The sequence below is a fragment of the Eubacterium sp. CAG:156 genome, assembly GCF_000434315.1.
In the GTDB taxonomy this organism is placed as follows: Bacteria; Bacillota; Clostridia; order Lachnospirales; family Lachnospiraceae; genus Eubacterium_U; species Eubacterium_U album.
In genome coordinates this window covers 1-23,909 of record NZ_FR878119.1, presented here as the reverse complement: position 1 = coordinate 23,909, position 23,909 = coordinate 1, and the positions used below count along the sequence as shown (strand labels likewise).

The 23,909-nt window shown below is 32.2% G+C and carries 21 protein-coding genes; 2 read left to right on the top strand and 19 right to left on the bottom strand.

Annotation, left to right across the window (positions count from 1 at the left end):
- The 3 genes from ABMA45_RS00985 to ABMA45_RS00975 all read right to left on the bottom strand — a co-directional run.
- Positions 1 to 747: PEP/pyruvate-binding domain-containing protein (locus ABMA45_RS00985; RefSeq protein WP_348029870.1), on the bottom strand; the 747-nt coding region annotated here is incomplete at its 3' end.
- Positions 748 to 975: 228 nt separating this feature from the next.
- The gene (locus ABMA45_RS00980; RefSeq protein ID WP_022088019.1) at positions 976 to 1,935 is read right to left on the bottom strand and encodes a LacI family DNA-binding transcriptional regulator; all 960 of its coding nucleotides are present in this window, start codon (positions 1,933 to 1,935) and stop codon (positions 976 to 978) included.
- A 97-nt stretch (positions 1,936 to 2,032) separates the two neighbouring features.
- Positions 2,033 to 2,434 carry a hypothetical protein gene (locus ABMA45_RS00975; RefSeq protein WP_022088018.1) on the bottom strand — a complete coding sequence of 134 codons (402 nt, stop codon included), beginning with the start codon at positions 2,432 to 2,434 and terminating at the stop codon, positions 2,033 to 2,035.
- 248 nt (positions 2,435 to 2,682) lie between these two features.
- On the opposite strand from ABMA45_RS00975, the gene ABMA45_RS00970 reads away from it, so the two are divergent.
- Entirely contained in the window at positions 2,683 to 3,288 is a 606-nt protein-coding gene (locus ABMA45_RS00970) for a YdcF family protein (RefSeq protein WP_022088017.1), read from the top strand.
- 391 nt (positions 3,289 to 3,679) lie between these two features.
- Here ABMA45_RS00970 and ABMA45_RS00965 read toward each other — a convergent pair whose 3' ends face one another.
- The 6 genes from ABMA45_RS00965 to ABMA45_RS00940 all read right to left on the bottom strand — a co-directional run bounded on the left by ABMA45_RS00965 (position 3,680) and on the right by ABMA45_RS00940 (position 12,260).
- Positions 3,680 to 5,011, bottom strand: a complete 1,332-nt coding sequence (locus ABMA45_RS00965) for a leucine-rich repeat protein (protein ID WP_022088016.1) — start codon at positions 5,009 to 5,011, stop codon at positions 3,680 to 3,682.
- A gap of 261 nt (positions 5,012 to 5,272) precedes the next feature.
- Entirely contained in the window at positions 5,273 to 6,670 is a 1,398-nt protein-coding gene (locus tag ABMA45_RS00960; protein WP_022088015.1) for a glycine--tRNA ligase, read from the bottom strand.
- 82 nt (positions 6,671 to 6,752) lie between these two features.
- Positions 6,753 to 7,388, bottom strand: a complete 636-nt coding sequence (locus ABMA45_RS00955; RefSeq protein ID WP_022088014.1) for a hypothetical protein — start codon at positions 7,386 to 7,388, stop codon at positions 6,753 to 6,755.
- 49 nt (positions 7,389 to 7,437) lie between these two features.
- The gene (gene recO / locus ABMA45_RS00950) at positions 7,438 to 8,181 is read right to left on the bottom strand and encodes a DNA repair protein RecO (protein WP_022088013.1); all 744 of its coding nucleotides are present in this window, start codon (positions 8,179 to 8,181) and stop codon (positions 7,438 to 7,440) included.
- A 129-nt stretch (positions 8,182 to 8,310) separates the two neighbouring features.
- Positions 8,311 to 9,219, bottom strand: a complete 909-nt coding sequence (era, locus tag ABMA45_RS00945; protein WP_022088012.1) for a GTPase Era — start codon at positions 9,217 to 9,219, stop codon at positions 8,311 to 8,313.
- A 92-nt stretch (positions 9,220 to 9,311) separates the two neighbouring features.
- Entirely contained in the window at positions 9,312 to 12,260 is a 2,949-nt protein-coding gene (locus ABMA45_RS00940; protein ID WP_347996355.1) for an insulinase family protein, read from the bottom strand.
- Positions 12,261 to 12,604: 344 nt separating this feature from the next.
- Between ABMA45_RS00940 and ABMA45_RS00935 the strand changes: the two genes are divergently transcribed.
- Positions 12,605 to 13,576 (top strand): biotin--[acetyl-CoA-carboxylase] ligase, encoded by a 972-nt coding sequence (locus ABMA45_RS00935; RefSeq protein WP_022088010.1) that lies wholly within the window; start codon positions 12,605 to 12,607, stop codon positions 13,574 to 13,576.
- Positions 13,577 to 13,788: 212 nt separating this feature from the next.
- Here the strand turns inward: ABMA45_RS00935 and ABMA45_RS00930 are convergent, their stop codons facing one another.
- From ABMA45_RS00930 to ABMA45_RS00885, 10 genes are all read right to left on the bottom strand, one after another.
- Positions 13,789 to 14,652, bottom strand: a complete 864-nt coding sequence (locus tag ABMA45_RS00930; protein ID WP_022088009.1) for a DegV family protein — start codon at positions 14,650 to 14,652, stop codon at positions 13,789 to 13,791.
- 127 nt (positions 14,653 to 14,779) lie between these two features.
- The gene (locus tag ABMA45_RS00925) at positions 14,780 to 15,145 is read right to left on the bottom strand and encodes a hypothetical protein (RefSeq protein WP_022088008.1); all 366 of its coding nucleotides are present in this window, start codon (positions 15,143 to 15,145) and stop codon (positions 14,780 to 14,782) included.
- Positions 15,146 to 15,214: 69 nt separating this feature from the next.
- Positions 15,215 to 17,896, bottom strand: coding sequence for a hypothetical protein (locus ABMA45_RS00920; RefSeq protein ID WP_022088007.1), 2,682 nt, complete (start codon positions 17,894 to 17,896; stop codon positions 15,215 to 15,217).
- A complete protein-coding gene (locus ABMA45_RS00915; protein WP_022088006.1) occupies positions 17,893 to 18,237 on the bottom strand; it encodes a hypothetical protein in 345 nt (114 codons plus the stop codon). Before ABMA45_RS00915 ends, ABMA45_RS00920 begins: the two co-directional genes overlap by 4 nt.
- Before the next feature lie 62 nt (positions 18,238 to 18,299).
- Entirely contained in the window at positions 18,300 to 18,704 is a 405-nt protein-coding gene (locus tag ABMA45_RS00910; RefSeq protein WP_022088005.1) for a hypothetical protein, read from the bottom strand.
- 3 nt (positions 18,705 to 18,707) lie between these two features.
- Positions 18,708 to 18,848: a hypothetical protein gene (locus ABMA45_RS00905; protein ID WP_022088004.1), complete on the bottom strand. Its 141-nt coding sequence runs from the start codon at positions 18,846 to 18,848 to the stop codon at positions 18,708 to 18,710.
- Between the two features lie 230 nt (positions 18,849 to 19,078).
- Entirely contained in the window at positions 19,079 to 20,383 is a 1,305-nt protein-coding gene (locus ABMA45_RS00900) for a hypothetical protein (protein ID WP_022088002.1), read from the bottom strand.
- A 7-nt stretch (positions 20,384 to 20,390) separates the two neighbouring features.
- Complete coding sequence (locus ABMA45_RS00895; RefSeq protein ID WP_022088001.1) at positions 20,391 to 21,407, bottom strand: ATPase, T2SS/T4P/T4SS family; 1,017 nt, start codon at positions 21,405 to 21,407, stop codon at positions 20,391 to 20,393.
- Between the two features lie 23 nt (positions 21,408 to 21,430).
- Positions 21,431 to 21,604 (bottom strand): hypothetical protein, encoded by a 174-nt coding sequence (locus ABMA45_RS00890; RefSeq protein WP_022088000.1) that lies wholly within the window; start codon positions 21,602 to 21,604, stop codon positions 21,431 to 21,433.
- Positions 21,605 to 22,088: 484 nt separating this feature from the next.
- The coding region (locus tag ABMA45_RS00885) for a carbohydrate-binding protein (protein WP_348029866.1) at positions 22,089 to 23,909 on the bottom strand (1,821 nt) is incomplete at its 5' end.

The following is a 23,909-nucleotide window of genomic DNA, read 5'->3' as shown; positions in this document are numbered from 1 at the left end:
ATCACCCATGTTACCAAATGCCATTGACTGTACGTTAACAGCTGTTCCCCATGAATAAGGGATATCGTTGTCACGACGGTAAACGTTAGCACGTGGGTTATCCCATGATCTAAATACGGCTTTGATAGCTCCCATTAACTGTTCCTTAGGATCATCTGGGAAGTCTTCTCCGATTTTTTCTTTATATTCAGCCTTGAACTGTGCTGCTAATTCCTTTAAGTCATCAGCTGTAAGTTCAACGTCCTGCTTAACACCTCTGTCAGCTTTCATCTTGTCGATAAGTTCTTCAAAATACTTCTTACCAACTTCCATAACTACGTCAGAATACATCTGGATGAATCTTCTGTAGCAGTCCCATGCCCAACGGGCATTTCCTGACTTTTCAGCAATTGCGTTAACTACTGTTTCGTTAAGACCAAGGTTAAGAATTGTATCCATCATACCTGGCATAGAAGCTCTAGCTCCTGAACGAACAGAAACAAGTAATGGATTTTCCTTATCACCGAATTTCTTTCCTGTGATTTCTTCCATCTTTACGATATACTCGTTAATCTGTCCCTGAATTTCTTCGTTAATTTCTCTACCGTCCTCATAGTACTGAGTACAAGCTTCTGTTGTAATAGTGAATCCCTGAGGTACTGGAAGTCCTAAACCTGTCATTTCTGCAAGGTTAGCACCTTTTCCACCAAGAAGTTCACGCATGTTTGCGTTACCTTCGCTAAAAAGGTATACCCATTTGTTTGCCATTAATTTTTCCTCCTAAAACTTTAGTATTTATTTTATGAGTTGTGGAGAATGGCTCTCTTTAACCAACTCATATTTTCTAATATCGGTATTTTTGCGCACAAAAATTGGGCAAAAATCCCTATAAAACATTATAACATAAGGCATTTGATAGTCAAGTTCATTTGCCATATGTTACCACAAAAAATCACTAAAACTCATCAAATCTTACTAAACTTCATACGACACACATTATTTTGTTGATCCATTAATATTCAAAATAGGTTTAATAAATTTTTCGGTTTCTGAATAGTCATTATTTCGCAATATATTGACAATACATTCTGCCAAAGCTATTCCTGATGCATATACAGGTTGTTCTACCGTTGTGATATGAGGTGTTACTAATTTTTCATATCCTAATCCATCAAATCCTGTAACGCCAAGTTCATTAGGAACATTTATTTCCATCTTAACGGCACATCTCATTACTCCAAGTGCTAAAGCATCACTGGCACAAACTATCGCATCAACATCTGCATTTTTCAAAATTCTTGAAGCTGCCAAATATCCATCGTCTTCATTATTACACACTCTCATTATTCCCGATTGTGGTATATCCATATGGTAGTCTCTCATACAATCCATATATCCATTTAATCTGTCCTGCGTGTATTTTTCTTCACTTCTTATTCCAATATTTGCAATTTTCTTATAACCACGTTTAAGAAGATGTTCTGTGGCCATATATCCACCTTTATAATTGTCTATGTCTATCCAGTTATTCTTGTAACTACTATTTCCAAATACAATTACAGGCTTATCCTTAAACCACTTCATCACTTCATCTTCTTCACGCTCAGTCATACCCATGGCTATTACGCCATCACATTTAACTTTTTTGTAATCATGTCTACATATCTGCATTGAATAGCCTTCAAGTCCTAACTTTTCTCCGATTCCTGAAATTGCTCTTAGTGTAAAAGGATGCAGAGGGTCAATTCCATTTGCAATATATACACATATAATGTTTGTTTTGTTTGTCTGCAAAAGTCTGGCAACCTGATTAGGTTCATATCCCATTTCGTCTACTGCCTTTTTTACTTTCTCATAAGTTGATGGTTTTAATTTTTCCGGTTCATTGAGAAAGCGCGAAACGGTCATTGTCGATACACCTGTAGCTTTTGCAATGTCTTTAATTGTTATTGCCATTGTTCTCTCCTAATTGTTTTCTAATTAATTCGTTCATTTGATAATGTTATCGATAACACTATTTTATCACATTATCTAATTTATTGTAGATATAAATTTATTGAATCGACTTAATAGTTAACCCTGACAATAGCTTTTCTTTTACTTCATTAACTGTTATGGATTCATCATTATAAAAACAGGTAATCTCCAATACTAATTCCTGATATCTTGCCTGTCCCAAGCCTATCTTCATATTATTTTCCTGTGCAATGTTTCGCAAATTTGAAATCATATCAGACGTTTCCTGATCTGTAAGGTCAGATGTGTCAATTACAGCTTCATATTTTACTGAATATCTAAATGTTTCCTGTTCGGTCGTTTCCTCTATAGTTGTCTGCTCAGCTGTCGTTTTTACATTTGTTTCCGTTGTCTTTACTTCCTTTTGCTCCTTACCACATCCAATAAATGCCAATGTAACACCTAATGCACAAAGTATTACAGCTATTTTCTTTCTCATTAGTTGCACTCCTTTTTTGTTTGTTTTCTTTCGTTTCATTATTTTGTTTTTATTTAACTATAATATTATCATTTTTCAAATTTATTTTCATTACAATTTATTCAAATTGTCAATGGTTCGAATGCAATTTGTCGTTTACTCTTTTTATATAATCAATATTACATTTTTCACTTCATTTCATATACTATATTAAGGGAATATTTACATATAAACTTTGATGTTTCTCTCATAGATTTGGAGGATTATTCATGAACATTTCCGATTTACAATATAAAGATATTTCCAGGGATTTAATAAATTCAATGCTTTTTGAAAATATAGAATATTCAGACACCAATTCGGATATGGGAATCGTTATGGGTAGCTATAGTGCTGTTAAATATCGTGTGCCAAGGGCTGTGGCTTTGTATAATAAAGGACTTGTTAAAAATTTTATTTTTTCCGGTGGCAAAATGCTTACTGACTCTGGAATTTATCAGGAGGCTGATCTCATGAAAATATATGCTGTAAAAGCAGGAATACCTTCTTTAAATATTTACACAGCATATAATTCCACTTCAACAATTGATAGTTTAGAAAATGCTTATAGAATTATTAAAAGTCAGGAAAATTATCCATCTCTCAAGATTGCTTTAATTACCACCACATTCCACATGAAAAGATGCCTTTTATTAGTTGACAAAATGTTTTCTAAAGATATAAATATCATTCCATGCCCAGTTAATGACTCTTTCACAACTAAAGAAAACTGGTATAAAACTCCTGCCGGATATGAAAGAGCAATCGGTGAAATTTTTGGAATAATAGATTATGCAAATAAGGGCTACATTAATAATTTTAACATAACATTGTAATTTATTATGATGCCAGGGTCAAAAGGTCTTTCACACACATGAGCTTGCTCATAAGTGGGCGAAAGACCTTGGGACCCGCCCCAATATGAGCATAAAAGCGGGATGATTCCCGCGATATGCGAATATTGGGTAGGATTGTGATAGTGCGCAGCACGGAACAATCCGTAGGCATCATATTTTGAAGAGCTTCTAAACCCAATATGAGCATAAAAGCGGGATGATTCCCGCGATATGCGAATATTGGGTAGGATTGTGATAGTGCGCAGCACGGAACAATCCGTAGGCATCATATTTTATCTTATTTTTTGTTTTTTGTTACTTTTTATTATGTTTTAGCTTATTACGCTTTTATACTTATTATGTTTTATTGCCTATTCTACTTCATAGTCTGTTATTCGTAATATAAAACTAATGTTTTTGTTGACCATTTCCCATAGATTTTTTTCTTTTTACCTACTTTATAAGGTCTTACCATTACAGTACCTGCTGTCCATGTTCCATCTTCTTCTATTCCATTCGTGATGCCCATTTTATTTACATCATTTTTTGAAACTGCTTTAGTAAACACATTCTTTTTGGTCGTAAATGTTTTTTTGTATTTTGCACTTTTGAACTTAACTTCATATCCTGTAGCTCCATTTACTTTTGCAAATCTTATTGTGTATTTCTTTTTGCGCAACTTTGCAAATTCAATTGATGTACCCGCCTTTTTCAGACCTTTTGAATATGTAATACTCGAATTTCTAGAAAATACTTTCTCTCCCATTTTTGGTTTTGTATCAAAAGCAAATTTCTTTAATGTTGAGTTTGCAAACGCTTTGTCTCCAATATATGCTAATTTTTTATTTGAAACAAATGATGCAAGGTCATATGTTCTATAAAAAGCCTGTTCACCTATATTTTTAACATTTTCACCTAATTTTACACTTTTAACTGATTTTTTTCTAAAAGCCCCTGCATCAATTTCTTCTACTGTACCAGCAATAACAACTTTGTCATTTGTTCCTATGTAATAATTCAATTTTGTTTTGTCTGCTGACAATATACATCCTTTATCAAAAGTAGATTTTGTATTGTCCTGTGCAATTATCACTTTATATATTGGTGAATTTTTAAATATCATACCAAGTTTTGTTGCAGTTCCATGCAAAATTACACTGTTAATATCGTCCGTATTGCTTTCAACGATTCCATTTTCAAAACCATCAATATCTCCCATAAATTCAATGTTTTTAATAGTTGCAAATGCATTTTGCTCGATAGTCTTTACATTTGCAGGTATTATTGTTGTTTCTTCGCCCCAAACAAATCCGAATGCTTTTCTTTTTATTGTTTGGACATCTTTTCCAATCTTTATAGATTCTACACTTAAGGTTGAAAACGCATTTTCGCCAACACATGTGATTCCATCTTCGATTGTTATGCTTTTTACAGAATCATAATTGCCAAGTATTTCCATATCATCCCACATTGCACCTGTTCCTGAAACTACAATTGTTTTCGCGTCTTTGTCATATGTATACGTTGCATTGTCACCACATTTTCCGGTTAACACATTTTTAGATGCCTCAACGTTCTTCGTTGTTTCCTGATTTTGTGTTGCCTGTTGATTTTGTGTTGTTTCTGCTGCATACACATTAACACTTTTGGTTGCAACAGGTCCCATAACTGCTGTTGCCATAGCTAAGGCTACTGCCCCTGATAATAATACTTTTGATTTCATAATAGATACCCTCCTTAAAAATCTTTGTTTTCTTTATTGTCTTATACTTATTAAACGAAGAGGTCATATTTTTTATTGCATTTATTTTTTAATTATAAGTTAAGTTTTCACTTTTTAGCAAAGAATAAAAAATAACAGAGCTAAAATCCAATATGAATTTCAACTCTGTTATTATTTAAAATCATATTTTATATCCATTAAGGATAATTGTTTTTAAATATGTATTACATACTTTTGCATGTTATATGCTGACAATTCCAATTAAAATGCCATCTTTTCTTCAAAGTATGCTTTTAAATCTTCAATCTTGATTCTTTCCTGTTTCATAGTGTCACGGTCACGAACTGTAACTGCTCCATCTTCCTCTGAATCAAAATCATAAGTAACACACCAAGGTGTTCCGATTTCATCCTGACGACGATATCTCTTACCTATTGCTCCTCTGTCATCATATTCACAGTTATATAATTTGCTAAGTTCTGCAAATACCTTTTCTGCACCTTCATTTAACTTCTTTGATAATGGAAGTACACCGATCTTAACAGGTGCGATAGCCGGATGGAAATGCATAACTGTTCTCATATCCGGTTTTTCTTCTGTTCCGATATTTTCTTCATCATATGCTGCACAAAGGAATGCAAGTGTTACTCTGTCAGCACCAAGTGATGGTTCAATAACATATGGAACATATCTTTCTTTCTTTTCATCATCAAAATATGATAAATCCTGCTTTGATAATTCCTGATGCTGAGTTAAATCGTAATCAGTTCTATCAGCGATTCCCCAAAGTTCACCCCATCCAAACGGGAATAAGAATTCAATATCTGTTGTTCCCTTTGAGTAGAAACATAATTCTTCAGGTGAATGATCTCTTAATCTAATTTCATCTTCTTTAATTCCAAGACTTAATAACCAGTCACGGCAGAATCCTCTCCAATACTGGAACCATTCTAAGTCTGTTCCCGGTTCGCAGAAGAATTCAAGTTCCATCTGTTCAAATTCTCTTGTTCTGAATGTAAAGTTACCAGGTGTGATTTCATTTCTAAATGATTTACCAACCTGACCGATACCAAATGGAATCTTCTTTCTTGAAGTTCTCTGTACATTCTTAAAGTTTACAAAAATACCCTGTGCAGTTTCAGGTCTTAAATATACTGTATTTTTAGCATCTTCAGTTACACCCTGGAATGTCTTAAACATAAGATTAAATTCACGGATTTCTGTAAAATTGTGCTTACCACATGTTGGACATGCAATGTTCTTTTCTTCTATGTAGTTAGCCATTTCTTCATGTGACCATGCATCAACAGAACCTTCTATTGTAATTCCATTTTCTTCCATATAATCTTCAATAAGTTTATCTGCTCTAAATCTTTCATGACATTCTTTACAATCCATAAGAGGGTCTGAGAATCCACCAAGATGTCCTGATGCAACCCAAGTCTGAGGGTTCATTAAAATAGCACAGTCAACACCTACATTATATGGGTTTTCCTGAATAAATTTCTTCCACCATGCTTTTTTAACATTATTCTTTAATTCTACACCAAGGTTACCATAATCCCATGTATTCGCAAGTCCACCATAAATTTCTGAACCCGGATATACAAATCCTCTGCTTTTTGCAACTGCAACGATTTTTTCCATTGTCTTTTCCATGATACTTCTCCACCTTTTATTTTTTATGATGCCACGTTAGGAAATACTAAGCAATCCATAGGGCATCTTTTTATTATCATTATTATTTTAATGTATATACAATATAGCTTATTCCGTCATCAGTTTTCGCTGTTTCTACCACGCCATCACTGATTTTACAGTTTTCGCTCACATATTTTACTGTTCCTTCAATCTGGACTTTCATCTGTTCATTAACAATCAAAATATTATCATCTAAATCACTAATCTTGTCTTCTGACACTGATTTTTTCTTATTGTCAGGGGCATAAAATTTCCCCTTAATTTCACAATCTTCATTGTCACTTATGTCACCTATATAGAAAGTTCCTTTATCAGGATTGTTATATTTTAAAATATATGTTCCAAAGTCTGTAGTTGATGCAAATTCCATAATCATAGTCGCAACATCTTTCTTTACATCCATTGACTTTAAAGAAAGTGCATCTTTTCCTGATGCATCACTATCTGAATTAAACTCATCGACTTCATTTTCAACAGTACTCTTAAGTTCCTTCTTGTCATAATAATCTTTATCGAATGACTCTGCTACTCCGTACTGTACTTTACCATCTTTTGAAATATGAATTGCTGTCTGGCCTTTTTCTAAAGCAATATCTCCAACTTTATTGTCACACCCGACAAATGTAAGAGCTATTGTCATAACCATAAGCAATGATATAATTTTTTTCTTAAGCATATCCGCTCCTCCTCGCAATACCTAATTTTACATTGTATACTCATTATTTTCAATAACTAATTTCCAGAAATTCCAGAGTTTTGAATTGTTTTTCTATGTGTTCTTTCAAATAACTTTCTATAATTCCATTTATTTCCTGCCACACATCATCTTTTACATTAAATGTATATAATTTGTTAAGTGGCGATGAAATTATGTATTGAAGCGCATACACTGCCGATTGCGATACTAATTTATCTTTTGACAAATTTCCATGACATTTAGAACAAATCATGCCATTCTTTCTCAAATCAAAATAATCCAGTTCACTATTATTGCCACAATTTACACAGGTAAACACATTTGGATATTCCCCGTTTATCACAAGCGATTTAAGTTCATATATATTTTTCACCAATTTGTCAGGAATAGAATCATTTTGCAGTGCTTTAAGCGAAAGATAGATTAATTTTAACGTCTCTGTTCCATCTATATTTTCCCTTCCATAGTAGTCCGCCATTTCAAGAAAATACATTCCCATATACATTTTATTAATGTTGGTCATTTCACCGCCAAAATATTCTGTCACTTTTACATTTGTTATAGTGTATGAATTTCTTCCACGATACATGGTAAATTCGCCAAAGCTCATAGGCTGCGTTCCCGAAAGGAACTGGCTTGTAGGTCGTCTTGCCCCTCTTGCAAAAGCCGTTATCTTTCCAAATTGTTTTGTAAGAAGCACAACTCTTTTATCATATTCACCCATCGGCATTGCTGATATTACAATTCCCATAGCTGTTACTGTTTCAACCATAATCGTGCCTCTCCTTTCTTAACTCAAATCACTAAATATTTAATAAATGCTAAAAGCCGCATAGACACGGCTTTAATAGCAGAAATTTCTTACATTAAAAAAATTTCTTATATTTTTAAAAATTGTATTTTACTGCTGCTTTTCATTATATCCGTAATTCTTCAATAACAAATCGCTGTCTCTCCATTCTTTTCTAACTTTTACCCATAACTGAAGATTAACTTTCATTTCAAGCATTTGTTCTATTTCATATCTTGCATTGCTTCCAATCTTTTTAAGCATACTACCCTGTTTTCCGATAATTATGCCTTTATGAGAATCTCTTTCGCATATAATTGTTGCTTCTATATCAGTAATTTTGCCGTTTTTTCTTTCTTTCATTTTTTCAATTGTAACAGCTATTCCATGCGGAATTTCTTCATTTAGAGCATGCAATGCCTTTTCTCTTATAATTTCAGCCACAATCTGACGCATTGGCTGGTCAGTTACTGTGTCTTCATCATAATACTGAGGTCCCTGTGGCAGATATTTAAAAATAGATTCTACTATTTCATCAGCATTTTTATCTCTCAATGCTGATGCAGGAATTATTTCTGCAAAATCAAGAATTTTTCTGTACGCATCAATAAATACCAAAATTTCTTCTTTTTTAACAGTATCTATTTTATTAATTACAAGAATTACAGGTACATTTATGTCTTTAAGCTGTTCGGCAATATGCTGTTCACCTGCCCCAATAAATGTACTAGGTTCAACAAGCCACAAAATAACATCTACTTCTTTTAATGTTTTTTCAGCCACATTTACCATATATTCACCTAATTTATTTTTTGCCTTATGAATACCCGGTGTATCAAGAAATATAATTTGTCCTTGATCACATGTATATACTGTCTGAATCTTATTTCTCGTTGTCTGCGGCTTATTTGATGTAATAGCAATTTTCTGTCCTATTATTTTGTTCATTAATGTAGATTTTCCAACATTCGGTCTTCCTATTAATGCAACAAATCCTGATTTGTACTCTTTATTTTCCATTTGTTCTCCATTTCCAAACTTTTGTTTTATACTTTATTTACATTCTATCATCTGATTTGCATTTATTTTTCATTTATATTTGTATTTATTTTTTAATTTTTATTTTCAAATAAATTGTAGATATTTTTAAACATATCTTTGTTTTCTTCTATTCTTCCTTCGTTTCCAATAACGCAAACATAATATTCTTTAAGTGCATCTGCAACAAGGCTTCCACAGTTTCTGATTGCATTTGTTGTAGTACTTAACACCTGACTTCTTTCTTTTTTAAGATTTTCAAAAGTATTATGGTTAAAATACAATGTTAACAATCTTCCACCTTCGCTACACGGTGTGCGTGGCTGGTCGTATTCACTTATAGTTCCGATAATAAATTTGCGCATATCTCTGTCACCGGCATTAAAATTATTGATGTAATCCACAACATTTTCATAGATTTCATTTGTTTCTTTTAATTTAGGGTCTCTGTAAGATGTAAACATTGCAACACCCTGTTTTGTAAAGAAGTTGCTACAGCCATACGCGCCACCTTTTACTCTTACGTTATTCCACAAATATTCATAAACTAAAATAGTTTTAAGTACTGATAAAGTTCCTGTATATGGATATTTGTCTGTATCAAATTGTCCTGCTCTTACTACATATTGCACCTGACTTGATGTTTTAAATCCTTCATTTAATACATTCTTTGCAAATTTTTCCACTTTATCGCTACTCAATATACTACTGTCAGGTTCTTTGTCATATAATGAATCTGTCATATCTTCCACTAATCCCGGTAAACTGTCATATTCATCATCCTTGCATACATAACTGATAACAAGATTTTCTTTTCTAAAAACATACTCTGTAAGCAATTTTAATTTTGCTGCTACTTCCTCTTTTACATTTTCAAAATTGTTGGCTATATCTTCAATAAATTTGTAAAATGTAATTCCAGCATAATTTTCCCTTCTATACATCGTCTCTGAGAAATATGAGCCTGCTCTAAGTGCTGCAGCAGAATCTCCACTTTCCATAAGTGTATTCTGAAGTCTTGCTTTTATTTCATCGATAATTTCTTTTAATCTCTTATAGTCATCAAATTTTGTAGTAAGCATAACTTCTTTTGCAATTTCAAATGCCTTATCCATTCTGCTTATCATCGACTTAAAATTAACTTCAATTCGATGTTCGAACTTATTCTTTTCAATTGCATCCGGATATAATGTTGCATCAACATATATTCCACCAATATTTTTATTTATTTCATTTGCAAGCTGAGTGTAATTATAGTTTTCCGTATTCATATATCCGGCAGTATTTTTCAGTAAACCAATGTATGGTAAAAGTTCCGTAGGTATATTTTTACAGTCAAATGACAATATTGCATAACCTATTCCGTTAGTAAAACAGTCATAATAAACCGTAGGTATTCCATTAATTTCTCTTATCTGAGACTTTATAGGTCTTGGTTCAGGGTCAATATCACTTATTTCCAACATCGGTATTTTCTTTAGGTCTTCTTCCGGCGATGGTTCTTCCTGATACTTCTTTAATGCCTTTGTATCTGCAACTAACTTATTAATTTCACTATTTGAAAAAGTTGACTTTTTTTCAGCTAACTTATCAGCTAATTCTTTTTCAGTTTCTGCCACAAGACCTTTTTTTGGCTTAAGCACTACTGTTGATTCAATTTTGCTGTTTAGAACATACTTTTCAATTAATTTTTCAAAATAATCCGTCTCAACCATTTTCTTTAAAAATGCGTATGTTTCATTGCATTCTACATATATAAATGGCTGATTTTCATCGTAAATCCAACTTTCATACATCTGAAGGCCAATCATTAATCCTCTTGGCCAACGTCCGAAATCACTTTCACGATATTTAAATTCCAAATTATTTATTGTAGCAATAAGGCTTTCTTTTTCAATACCATTTTGTACTATTTCTTCTAATCCACTTTTTATTATCGACTTGAATTTATCCTTATCTTCATAATTTGCATATTTAGCTACTATAGACCAATATGGTTGTAAAATTCCTGACTCATATGTGCTTTCTACGTTCTTTCCTATGCCTGCATCTATAATCTTTTGTTTTAAAACTGCGCCCGGCATTGTCATAAGTACATAATCAAGTACCTGAAATGCTAATATATCTTCTTTATTAAGTGTTGTGTCTAAAACTACATTCCATGACAAAATAGTATTGTCTTCTTCTGATTCACCATCTGATATAGGGTAGTAACTTTCAACCTCTGCCGGTTTATCAAATGGTTTCTGCATTTTTATTTCAGAATCTATTTCTAATGTATCATATTTGCTCAAATATTCCTTATCTATAAAACGTAGTTTTTCTTCCATATCCATATCTCCGTACAAATATATAAAGCTATTTGACGGATGATAATATTTTCTGTGAAAATCCAAATATTCCTCGTAAGTTAAATCAGGTATTGATATCGGATCTCCACCTGACTCAAAACCGTATGTTGTATCCGGAAAAAGTGAATGTAATACCTGTCTGTCAAGAACTCCTGCTACTGATGAAAATGCTCCCTTCATTTCGTTATAAACTACACCATTTATTTTCAACTCATCTTCCGGTGATTCTAACTCGTAATGCCATCCTTCCTGCTTAAAAATCTCCTGATGATTATATATTTGTGGATTAAATACTGCATCCAAATAAACATCCATTATATTTTGAAAATCTTTTTCATTACAACTTGCAAGCGGATACACAGTCTTGTCCGGATATGTCATTGCATTTAAAAATGTATTAAGTGAACCCTTTACAAGTTCAATAAATGGGTCTTTTACCGGAAATTTATTTGAACCGCAAAGGACTGTGTGTTCTATTATATGTGGTACTCCTGTATCGTCATTTACCGGTGTTCTAAAACCAATATTAAAAACTTTATTATTATCATCATTTGATAATAACGCAATTCTTGCTCCTGTCTTTTTGTGCTTTAATAAATAAGCCTGTGAATTTAAGTCCTCCATATAATATTGTTTTATAATTTCATATTCTTTAATATCTTTTACTGCCATTAACTTTTCCTTTCCACAATATTCTTCTTTTTTAAGATGTTCGGTCAAAAATGTCTTATATTTTATCACTCACCATTCACTCTAACGTAAATATGCCATCATTTTATACTATTCACCGTGTTATCTTAATATATTATCAACTTCAACTAAAAATCTATTCAACTGATATACTCGTTCTATATTCTAACACATTTAAATTTTTTCTTCATTAACAATAAATTTTTTTATCTAATTTTATATAGTAATAAATTTTTTATCTGATTTTAATTCTTATTTTATTTTCAGGCTTCATTTGATATTTTATTCATATTTGTTATACTTATAGAAGCATTAGGAGGAATATTATGAGCGTTAAAGATGAAGTTTTACATATGCTTGAAGCAAATAAAGGAAGGTATTTTTCAGGAGCTACTCTTGCAAAAGAATTAAACGTTAGCAGAAATTCTATTTGGAAGGCAATCAAATCTTTAGAAAATGAAGGGTACAAGATTTTGGCTGCTACAAATAAAGGTTATTGTCTTGAACAATCAAATGATATTTTAAGTAAGCACAGTGTTGGTGAGTTTTTAAAATATAATTTAGATATCCATGTGTATGACACAATTTCTTCAACTAATACTGTTTTAAAAGAAATGGCTGAAGATGGTGCAAAAGAAGGAACTGTCCTCGTAGCCAGTGAGCAGACTTTAGGTCGTGGTCGTATGGGAAGAAAATTTGTTTCACCTGCAGGTACAGGAATTTATTTTAGTATACTACTTCGTCCTGATATTCCTGCCAGCGATTCACTTTTTTTAACTACAAGTGCAGCAGTTGCAGTTGCTAAGGCAATTGAAGATGTTTCCGATAAAAAGGCAAAAATAAAATGGGTCAACGATGTTTTTGTAGATAACAAAAAAGTATGTGGAATATTAACTGAAGCTACTTTTAATATGGAAACAGGCAAACTTAACTATGCAATTGTCGGAATCGGTATTAATGTTTGTTTTCCTGAAGGTGGATTTCCTGAAGAAATCGACAAAGTTGCTACAGCTATATTTGACAAAGAAAGCGATTCCATTAACAAGCGTAGCAAATTATTAGCTCATGTCTTAAATTACTTTATGGGCTTTTACAATTCATTTGAATCAAAGAGTTACCTTAAAGAATATATTGACCGCTCTATATTATTAGGAAAAAATATTACTGTTATTGACAAAGATGGTAACAAGCCTGCCCAGGCAATTTCAATTGACGATGAATGTCATCTTCTTGTCAGATTTGAAGACGGAACTGAAAAACTTCTTTCTTCCGGAGAAGTTAGTATAAAATTGGATTAATTTCACACATATCATAACTATCTAATTTATAAGATATATATTAATTTTATATTTGTTAATTATACACTAACAGCCAGACTTTTTGGAAGCCTGGCTGTTAGTGTATAGTATACAATATATATGCAATACCAAAGTCATAAAATCTGGTACAGATTCTTTTTGTAATTTTCATCTCTGTATTTATCTTGGTATCACTTCAATTAATAAATTTTTTATTTATTTTCTCCTATAAAGAACAAACCAACTGTTCCTGGTCCTGCATGAGTTCCAATCGTAGGACTTAGCATTCCTATGATTACTTTTTCTACTCCACATTCTTCTTTTATTTTATCAGCTACTTTATTGGCATCTTCTATACAATCACCATGTACAATAAAGGCTACTTTATTTTCATAACCTGCGCCTTCTTTTTTCATGGAATCAACCAGACTCTGTAATGCTTTCTTTCTTCCACGAACATTCTGGAATGGTTTTAATTCTCCTTCATTTGTTACATGAAGTACAGGTTTTACATGTATTAAAGTTCCTACAACTGCAGTTGTTTTTGACACTCTTCCACCTCTATGTAAATGGAATAAATCATCTACAGTAAAGTAATGGCACATATGATTTAAATTTTCTTCAATCCAGGTCTTTACTTCTTCTAAACTTTTACCTTCTTTTTTCAGAGTTGCTGCTTTATATACTAAAAGCCCCTGACCTAAAGATGCAGCCTTTGAATCAATAACAACAATATTACTATCCGGAAATTCTTCTTTTAAGTCCTCTGCTGCAATTCGTGCTGAATTATAACTAACACTTAATGCAGATGAAAAAGCAATGTGCAATATGTCTTTTCCCTGATTCAAAATACTTCTAAACATCTCTGTTGCATATTCCGGATTGCATCCCATCGTTGTAGGCATCGCACCTTTTCTCATGAGTTCAAAGAATTCATGCGGCTCAATGTTTTTTTCATCTCCGTATATCACTCCGTCTATACTATAATATAAAGGGAGGCAAGGAATATCATATTCCTTTAAAATTTCTTTTGGCAAATCACTTGCTGAATCTGTTACAATAACATAATCTCTCATATTATCTACATTCCTTTCAACCTAACAAAATGTCATTTATTTTCGTTATTATCATATCATTGTAACATTTCTATTTCTACAACTCTGAAAAAGAAAATGTTTATTATCTCTTTTATTGCAACTTATTTTATCCATAAATTGCAGCTTTTCTTATAGTAATCTTTTTTTCTTTTCCCACTACATTTGTATATTTTTCTGTAACTATTATATCCAACATTCCTTCTTTGTAATCAACAGACATGACTTCTATTTCATAATCTGATGTGCCACTGACATTATATGCAATATTATTCATACAAAAATTTATCATATCGTCATTACTGTTAATTTCTTTATTCTTACCACAACTTGCTTTTACTGTCTGCTTTACAGCCGCTGCGACTGCTCTGTTTAGTTCTGTTTCTCTTGAACTATTTTCTTCTAACGCCATAATAGTCATACTTACAATCATAACTGATACAATTAATCCAATCACTATTGAAATTTGCTTCATCTGTTTTCCTCATAATTTTATAGTAGTAGTTTTTATACCCTCTCCAAGGTTCCTGTAATTATTTAGCCATCATCTGTTTTTCTTAATTTCATTCACCATTTCTTTTGACATTTTATACTTTTTCATTCCCTGTCCTTCTTTTTTATTAAGTCTTTCTTCTAGCCTGTTCCGCATAGAAAGATTCCATTTAGAATTTTTATTTAACGTATCCATATATTCCTTTGAAACAAATCTAACCATAGGATTATAGTCATTATTATTTATAATATAAACACCAAATTTCTTTTCTGCATAAGAACTATCATCTCCGGCATTCGAACAAACCGTCACTATAAATGCTGCAACAGACTCTGTGTTCATAAACTTCTCAGTTAATACAATATCTGAATTATTTACATCTTCACATTCTTTATTCTTTCCTCTTTCATAATAATTTTTACCTGATACATCAATTATGTTTTTTATGTATATAGGATATTTTTTATTTGAATATGTATCATCAGTAACTTTTACTTTCTTAACTAACTCATTCATATCCAGTTTTATATTTTGATTAACTACGTAATATCTATCCGTAGCATTTATAAATAAATTTATAATCTTTTCTTTTTCCCACTGGGCATACAATATTTGATTTCCATTTACATACAATATTCCACCGGGTTTTATAGTTTCTCCATTGCCGTCACTTTGAAAATTCCAATGTTTATTTTCTACTGTATGATATCCATTTCTTCTGATTGTAACACCGCTTATTATTATGTCTTCCTGCCAAAATTTAATCTGATTTTCAGGCATTCCTGAAACCTGTTCAGAAGTATTTTTATTAAATATAACATCATATTTTTCACTTATTATTATTTCATTATCCACATAAGCTTTTACAAATTTAGTTGGTCGTAAAAGCTTGTTTCCACTAATATTTCGCACCAAAAACTTTTTTACACAATTTTGATTATTTGATTCTGCAACTGCATCACCTGCATAATATAATTCATTCTGTGCATCTGTACTATATTCAACCTGTGCAATTATTGTTCCCGCATCAGTTAATGTTGTCCTTATAACTGCAACATACCCGCTAGGTTTTAACAATCTGTCTATTATTGATATGTATGTATTTCTGGTAAGATATACTTCATTACTTTCATCTACACTTGCTATACTAAACATTTGAAACTTTCCTCTTACATACACACCTGTTCCGTTTTTATCACAATTATTTTGATATATGTTATTATCTGTTAATAAAAAGCCGGCCTTTTCACCTATATATACACCGCCACCATTATTATAGGCATAATTATTATTTATGTAACTTTCCATCCACATATGAACCGTAGCTGTATTACCAATATAAAGTCCTCCTCCGTTTTGTGAAGAATTGTTATTTATTGAAGTGTTTCTAATCAAAACAGAAGAATCCATACATATTCCACCACCTTTATCAGTAGCTCCATTTTCACCTATTATGCTATTATAAAGTTTTATGGCTCCGCCATTTATATCCTCAACATTCTTCCCTATGGATAATCCTCCCGCATTATGAACGCTTGAGTTGCTAAATATATTTACTGCTTCGATAGTTATTTTTGAATCATCCCCGCAGGCTACTCCTCCTCCTAAATTTCCTGATTTGTTTCCTATAATCCTTGCATTATATATAACGGTGCATCCTCCATGTCCATACCCTACACCACCATTACATCTTACTCCACCACCACTTCCTCTTGATTCGTTTCCACTAATTGTCGGTGCAGTACTGCCTGACCCAAGAATAAGACCTGCCTGATATCCTGAGAATACGCCTCCGGCACTGGCTCCGGCATCATTGCCATATATCCATCCATCATTTATATTTACAATTGTTCCTAATCCTGTTCCAAATATGCCTCCACCTTCCTCACCTGATTTGTTATTATGTATTATTCCGGCAGTCATTAATAAATGCGAAGAACCACCTATGTAAATTCCTCCGCCTTCTTCTAATGCTTCATTTTCAAAAATTTCACCATCATATATCCTTAATTCTGAATAATTTCCAACATATACTCCACCACCCTGACTTAGAGTAAAACATTTATATATTTGTGCTCCGGGCCATATATTGCACACTCCGCCTTTAATGGTAATTCCTCCGCCTTTTACTCCATCACAGTCATGAATAATTCCATATACATTCAATGTTCCTGTGCTTCTAACCGCTCCTGCTTCCGTCTCGCCATTATAATTAGTAACATTTTTTACTACACATGCATTTCCAATCGTTCCTGTTGAACTGTCATCAACTTTTATAAACCCTTTTGTTGCAAAAGAAATTTGATTCTTTTTTCCATCAAGATATAACTTATATCCACCCATTCCATCGCCAAAATGAACTTCCGCTCCATCTGAGATTTTAAAACAATATTTATCTGATTTATTTACATCATCGCTTATGTCTTTACTTCTACTAATAGTTCTTTCACCACCTGATGAATAAAGCATATATCTTCCTTGAGTTACTTTTATTCCATCTTTAATTTTTATATTACCAACTATGGCAATATATACTACGCTTGTTTTTTTGTTATTGCTAAATATATTTTTTAATTTACTTTCTGTTTGCACAAGATACGGATTACTTCTACTTCCATTTTCTGTAGTCGCGCCATAAACATTGTTTTGCAAAAGAACCATACAGCAAAAAGCAAGCACAACGCATACTTTCAAAATATTTTTTTCTATTACTACACTCCATTTTCCAATCATCTTGCATACCCCTCAATCACAACTTTTTTACTCTTGTTTTCTCCAAACATTTGATAAATTGGAAACGTTATATTATATTCCATACTAACATAACAACTTAGTTCATTTTCTGATAATGAATTATCTTCTGTAACCAACATATATCCTTTTTCACCGGCTTCTTCTTTACATTGTTTGATAACTTGTGCATCGCAATTACTATCCTCTATACGATTAACTGCTACATTATAAAAATCCCTCGCTTTTACATTTTGATTTTCCGTGCTTATATACGACGAAAAAACTATACAGGCTATTGTTACTACTATAACTATAGAAAACATTTCTATTGCCAGTTTCATCTTTTCCCTCCTCTAATTTAACATTGACTTTTTATTTCCAAGCCACTCTGTATTACCATTGCTTATTCCACTACAACATTCATATTCCTAATACTTTTAATGCCACTTTCACCTCTTACAATACATTTAATGTTATATACACCTCTGTGAAACACATCTACATCTCCATATATTTTCAATTTATCTGTTATATCTTTTCCATCATAATCCCTTGCACTAATTTGATTTGTCACATCAAAACTTTTATCTAAATATGTAACATATATAACATCGTCACCTACAATAATAGGGCATTTCTTTTTGTATTCTTCCGAAAACTCTCTGTTAGTATTACTTCCTTCACAGTTGTATGTAGGCATTATTTTTTTAATACTTGTATTTGTTATAATGCTAATAAGTGCAACAATAATTACACCAATTACCGCATATTGAATAGTTTGTCCATGTTCGCTTAAAAATACTTCCATGCGTTATCCTCCTACCAGTTTTGTAAAAAAATCTACATTCATTCCCGCTGCAGTATACATAATTGCAATAGACAAAATTATTAATATTACCGAAATAATTCCACTTATAATTATCTCGCCATGTTCTTCTAATAAATTCTCCATTCTCTACCTTCCTTTTATCCCAAATTACTCTATTCTTCCATTTGTTCTTTTTATAATATAAGGTTCGACTTTTACTATTTTTATAAATCAAAAACTTATTTTCATATTATTTTTACTCTCATAAAACTATGTAACCTGCTGTAACACATGGTAAAATCCCGCAACAATGAATAAAAATAATATTCCATAAATCAAAGTCTGACCTAATTCAGATAATAATAATTTCATTTTCATCCTCCATTCATTACATTTCCCAATGCGGACGTAAATACTAAAATCATAAGCACCATATCAATAATTATCTTTACAACTCCTACCATCATTGGTCCTGCTGACAAAGTCCCTGCTAATCCAATTCTGTCTTTATTTTTCATTTCTTCCGCCTGCTTTAACATCTTATTATTTCTATCTATAATTGCATTTGTCTGCTTATAAGTTTCTTCTTTACTTAACTCATTTATGCAATAAAACATTTTTAATGATGACTGTATTTCAGGCATATCGAGTTCTTGAAGAAAATTATCATAAGGTTCTATCCCTATTGGATATTCTTCAAAATCAATTAATAAATGTCGTATTGGTCTTTTTAAAATATATGGCGCATCATCATATGAATTTTCTATTGAAGACTGTACTGTCTGCTGTTGCAAATTCAACGCTACCTGCCTTAACCAATCAGGAAATACTTTCGATATTTCCCGTCTCATTCTCTTTTTGACTTTATTAATTGACAACTTGTCCATAAATTTTATTTTTTCATTCTGGCTTTTCATAATTAAGTCATAATACTTATCTACCATTTCAGGATTAAGAAAACTCTCCTCTTTCAACCAGTCAATATTTAGTTTCTTATAAACAAAAATATAAATGACAAGCATTATCAAAATAATAATCATCGAACTTATCTGATATACTATATTTCCTGTAAATGAATATTCTTTTGGTATAAGATAAGCCATAAATCCACATGTTAACAGTGTAGCTCCAATTGATATAAGAACGTTTCTTCTTATCCTATCTATATCTCTTCTAAAAAGTTCCGTTCTATCACTCCACTCTTTTATATCGCTAAGAATAATATTTATATATTCTTCAAATTCTCCACCTTGTTTTTCTATTTTTATAATAAATTCATGAAGTGAAATAAGTCTTTTACAATAATATTCTTCTTCGAGAATTTTAAGTGCCTGCTCATAAATATCTTCATTCATTTTAGAATCAATATTTACAATAACTTCTTCAATTATTTCCTTCATCTCACCATCACTTATTTTTTGTGCATCTATAAGAGATGGTCTGATTTTTCCACTTTTCTTAAACGAATAGCACATCTGCTCCATATAGCTTATTAAGTCTTCAAATTTTTTCTTATAATAGCTTTTCTTTTTTTCTTCTTTATATAGCATAGGCATAAGTAACGTTGTTATTACACCTATAGCAATCACTATTGGAAGTTCTAACTTATACGCAAATGCTATTCCTACAACTATAGCTATAATACATATGTATTTTCTAAAATATTTTACTTTTTTCATTTATCTCCTAATTTTCACTTTTCTTAAAAGGATCTGTAATACCTGCCATTCTGAATTTTCTCATCAATTCAGGTGGAAGTTTTCTACATAATATTCTTCCATCTTCATATATCATTGTCTTTTCATTTCTATCCTCATATCTTGACAAACAAATAATTTGTGTTATTTTTCTCGAAATTTTCTCTCCCTGTTTTACTACCGACTGCAATTGTATTCCAATATCAATAAACGAATAAACATCATTTTCATAAACTGACTGTCCCATGTTTCTTAAGCGATCGGGTATTTTACCTGCATCATCCAAGTGAATTGTCGTTATACAATGTACTCCTGCCGAAATATTTTCCAAAAGATACTTAACTTCCTCTCCTCTTGCCTCCGCAAGCAAAACCCATGTTGGTAATTGTCGTTTACTTGCCTTTAGTGCATCAGCATATCCAAAATTATCACTTACCTTAATTTCCACACAATCTTTCTGCGGATTAATTGACGAATATCTTAATTCAAGATTATCCTCAATTGTATACACCCTTTCATAGTCCGGAATATAACTTGTTAAATATTTTACATATTCTGTTTTACCCACTCCCGGTAACCCTCCAACAATCACAGTGCAGTGTGCCTTGATGGCGTTTTCCATAAAAATATCCAATACTTCCGGACAATAATCACTTTCTAAAATACTTTCCCTGCTTATTCTTCTTACAGCAGGAGTTTTTCTAATACTTATACTGATTCCTGTATTTGTAACTGAATCATGCAAAATCGAAATTCTTAAATTTTCAGTTTCCGCTTCTAATAATGGATTGTTTTGATTAAATTGAACATTCATTAAATTACTTATTTTTGTATAAAACTGTTGTATAAACAATTCATCTAACGTAAATCCCTCAATCTTATACCTTCCCTTATTTAAATCATTCACCCATAATTCACGACTATAATTGATGTCCGTAATGTTATCGTCATAAATAAATGGTAATAACTTTCCAAATGCCCTATCCGGCAATGACAATTTTCTCAACTGTATTCCCCTTTCGCCTATAATTAACTAATCTTTCCTGCTACACTGTTAAAAGTTACAGAACCTGCATAACTGTTTACAATTCCCTTAATCGCATCTGATATAATCGGTCCCACAACATAAGCAACACCCACTAACAGCAAAATGCATACTGCAATGAAAATTGTTTTACCATGTTCCTGTAAAAAAATGTCCATAATTTACCTCCTATACTTTATTCCAAATAATCACATATTATACGCTTCGGGTAAGAACTACACAGCTATGTTTCTTCCTAAGTGCGATGATAAAAGCCTTATAACTACTAATTATTATTTATTCAACACTCTTTTCATCGTTCAATTTTTGATACATATTGTGTGCAATGTTATTATACATATATTATGTTATTTGTTCGGTACTCAGAATAATATCACATTTTAGTTATGTAGTCAATTATATTTTATATATTTTTCAAATTTTCTATATAAACATTATTTTAAATTATTACTTTTTATAATCGGCATATTAAATCTATTATCTGGTTTCTTTTTAAAGCATGATTTGTACAATATTTTCTTTTTTTAATTAGCATTAAGAAATCAGCCATAAAAATCGAAAAAGCCGTCTAAGTGATTTCTCACTTAAACGGCTTACTTTAAACCCCAATATTTTATAGCTCCCCAGCTACATTTAATACCTTTATTTTGTTTTTGGTAATGTATCTATTGCCTTATCCATTGCGCTTCCCCAAGCGTATCCATTAGATGCATCCCAGTTAATTGACCATGTCATTACACCTCTTAATGAAGGATATGTCTTAGGCGGCATAAAGCTTCCACCACTTGCCATTCCTTTTGTTAAACAATTAAGAGCTGATGTTAATGTATTTGTAGATACAAGACCACTTCCTGCAGCCGGTGCTGAGGATGGAACACCAATTCCGACCTGATCTGGTCTTAATCCGTTTTCAATAAGCAATGTTGCAAGTGATGTAAGGAAATCAACTGAACCACAGCTATAAACTCCTCCACCGTATCCAACCATGCTACCTGAATTGTAATACTGCATATTAACTACTGTTAAAATATCTTTAATATCTAATGCTAACTTAAAGTAATTAGATGTTGGACTCTGCATATAATATGTTTCAGGTGCCATTGTAATAATAAATTCGTCGCCGAAATGGTTATGAACCTTTCTAAGTGCTCCTGCAATATATTCCGTTCCTGCTACTGCTCCACCTTCAAGGTCAATGTCTACACCTTCAAATCCAAACTGTTCAATTACTTTAATTAAACTGTTTGCAAAATTATCTGCTGCTGCCTGACTTGTAATATAAATTGTACCTTCAGCACCACCAATAGAAAGAATTACATGCTGATTTCTTTCCTTTAATGTCTTAATATCCTGAATGAACTGTGCATCTGTATATCCACCAACTGCCTTGCTTAAGTCTCCATTTACACTAAAAGTTACTTCTCCAGGTGTTGATGTTGAATCTGCAAATGAAACACAAATTAAATCATAGTATGATGGTACTTCACTTAACTTTAAGTTTGCAGCTCCATTTGTAAAGTTATGCCAATATCCTGTAACAATATGTTCAGGTAAACTCTTGTTAACTGTATAGTTATTATCCTGAGTTGTTTCTTCTTCTTTTGATGTTGTTACTTCCTGAGCTTTTGTTGTTACTTCAGGTGTCTTTGTTGTTTCCACAGGCTTTGTTGTTGCCGCCGGTTTTGTTGTTGTTCCGTCTGTCAATCTCCAAACGCCCCACTGGCCACATGTTTCAGGGTTATCACCATTTGTCCACCACTGAGCTTCATAAACATTTCCGTTATAAGACACTTTATCACCTTTTACATAAACTTTTCCATTTACCCATTCAGGATAGCCTGAAGCAGCCTTAGTTGTTTCTTCACTTTTAGCTGTTGTTGCTTCTGTCTCAGGTGCTTTTGTTGTCTCTACTGTCTTTGTTGTTGTCTCTGTCTGACCTTTTACATCTACTACAGTTTCTGTCTTTTCTGACTCTTTTCCATTATAAGTTGTTGTTACCGCAACTGTATGTCTTCCAGCTGTATAACCTGTATATGTGTATGAGCCACATGCTACTGCATTTGATACTAATTTTCCATCAATGTAAACATTATATAAATCAATTGTGCCTCTGCCCCATACAACTGTAATTGAGTTATTTGCTGTTGAAGTTACTACTAATCCAAATGGTTTATCTAAAACTATTTCCTGTTTAGTTGTTGTCTCAACTGTCTTTGTTGTTGTCTCTGGCGCCTTTGTTGTTGGCTGTGTTACTGTTGCATCACCAACATATTTCCAAACACCCCACTGGCCACATGTTTCCGGATTATCTCCAAGTGTCCACCATTTTGCCTGATATACTTTTCCATTATATATAACTCTGTTTCCACCTGTGTAAATTGTATCTTTATTCCACTGTGGATATTCTGAATCAATTGTTGTTTCTGGTGTTTTAGTTGTTGTTTCTGGTGCCTTTGTTGTTTC

What these genes read in the sequence shown, in the direction of transcription:
- ABMA45_RS00980 (WP_022088019.1), bottom strand. Translation starts at nt 1,935, where the DNA reads ATGGCAATAACAATTAAAGACATTGCAAAAGCTACAGGTGTATCGACA.
- ABMA45_RS00930 (WP_022088009.1), bottom strand. Translation starts at nt 14,652, where the DNA reads ATGAGAGATTATGTTATTGTAACAGATTCAGCAAGTGATTTGCCAAAA.
- ABMA45_RS00910 (WP_022088005.1), bottom strand. Translation starts at nt 18,704, where the DNA reads ATGGAAGTATTTTTAAGCGAACATGGACAAACTATTCAATATGCGGTA.
- ABMA45_RS00965 (WP_022088016.1), bottom strand. Translation starts at nt 5,011, where the DNA reads ATGAAATCAAAAGTATTATTATCAGGGGCAGTAGCCTTAGCTATGGCA.
- ABMA45_RS00970 (WP_022088017.1), top strand. Translation starts at nt 2,683, where the DNA reads ATGAACATTTCCGATTTACAATATAAAGATATTTCCAGGGATTTAATA.
- ABMA45_RS00890 (WP_022088000.1), bottom strand. Translation starts at nt 21,604, where the DNA reads ATGGACATTTTTTTACAGGAACATGGTAAAACAATTTTCATTGCAGTA.
- ABMA45_RS00920 (WP_022088007.1), bottom strand. Translation starts at nt 17,896, where the DNA reads ATGATTGGAAAATGGAGTGTAGTAATAGAAAAAAATATTTTGAAAGTA.
- ABMA45_RS00975 (WP_022088018.1), bottom strand. Translation starts at nt 2,434, where the DNA reads ATGAGAAAGAAAATAGCTGTAATACTTTGTGCATTAGGTGTTACATTG.
- ABMA45_RS00940 (WP_347996355.1), bottom strand. Translation starts at nt 12,260, where the DNA reads ATGGCAGTAAAAGATATTAAAGAATATGAAATTATAAAACAATATTAT.
- ABMA45_RS00900 (WP_022088002.1), bottom strand. Translation starts at nt 20,383, where the DNA reads ATGAAAAAAGTAAAATATTTTAGAAAATACATATGTATTATAGCTATA.
- era (WP_022088012.1), bottom strand. Translation starts at nt 9,219, where the DNA reads ATGGAAAATAAAGAGTACAAATCAGGATTTGTTGCATTAATAGGAAGA.
- ABMA45_RS00935 (WP_022088010.1), top strand. Translation starts at nt 12,605, where the DNA reads ATGAGCGTTAAAGATGAAGTTTTACATATGCTTGAAGCAAATAAAGGA.
- ABMA45_RS00955 (WP_022088014.1), bottom strand. Translation starts at nt 7,388, where the DNA reads ATGCTTAAGAAAAAAATTATATCATTGCTTATGGTTATGACAATAGCT.
- ABMA45_RS00960 (WP_022088015.1), bottom strand. Translation starts at nt 6,670, where the DNA reads ATGGAAAAGACAATGGAAAAAATCGTTGCAGTTGCAAAAAGCAGAGGA.
- ABMA45_RS00915 (WP_022088006.1), bottom strand. Translation starts at nt 18,237, where the DNA reads ATGAAACTGGCAATAGAAATGTTTTCTATAGTTATAGTAGTAACAATA.
- ABMA45_RS00905 (WP_022088004.1), bottom strand. Translation starts at nt 18,848, where the DNA reads ATGGAGAATTTATTAGAAGAACATGGCGAGATAATTATAAGTGGAATT.
- recO (WP_022088013.1), bottom strand. Translation starts at nt 8,181, where the DNA reads ATGGTTGAAACAGTAACAGCTATGGGAATTGTAATATCAGCAATGCCG.
- ABMA45_RS00925 (WP_022088008.1), bottom strand. Translation starts at nt 15,145, where the DNA reads ATGAAGCAAATTTCAATAGTGATTGGATTAATTGTATCAGTTATGATT.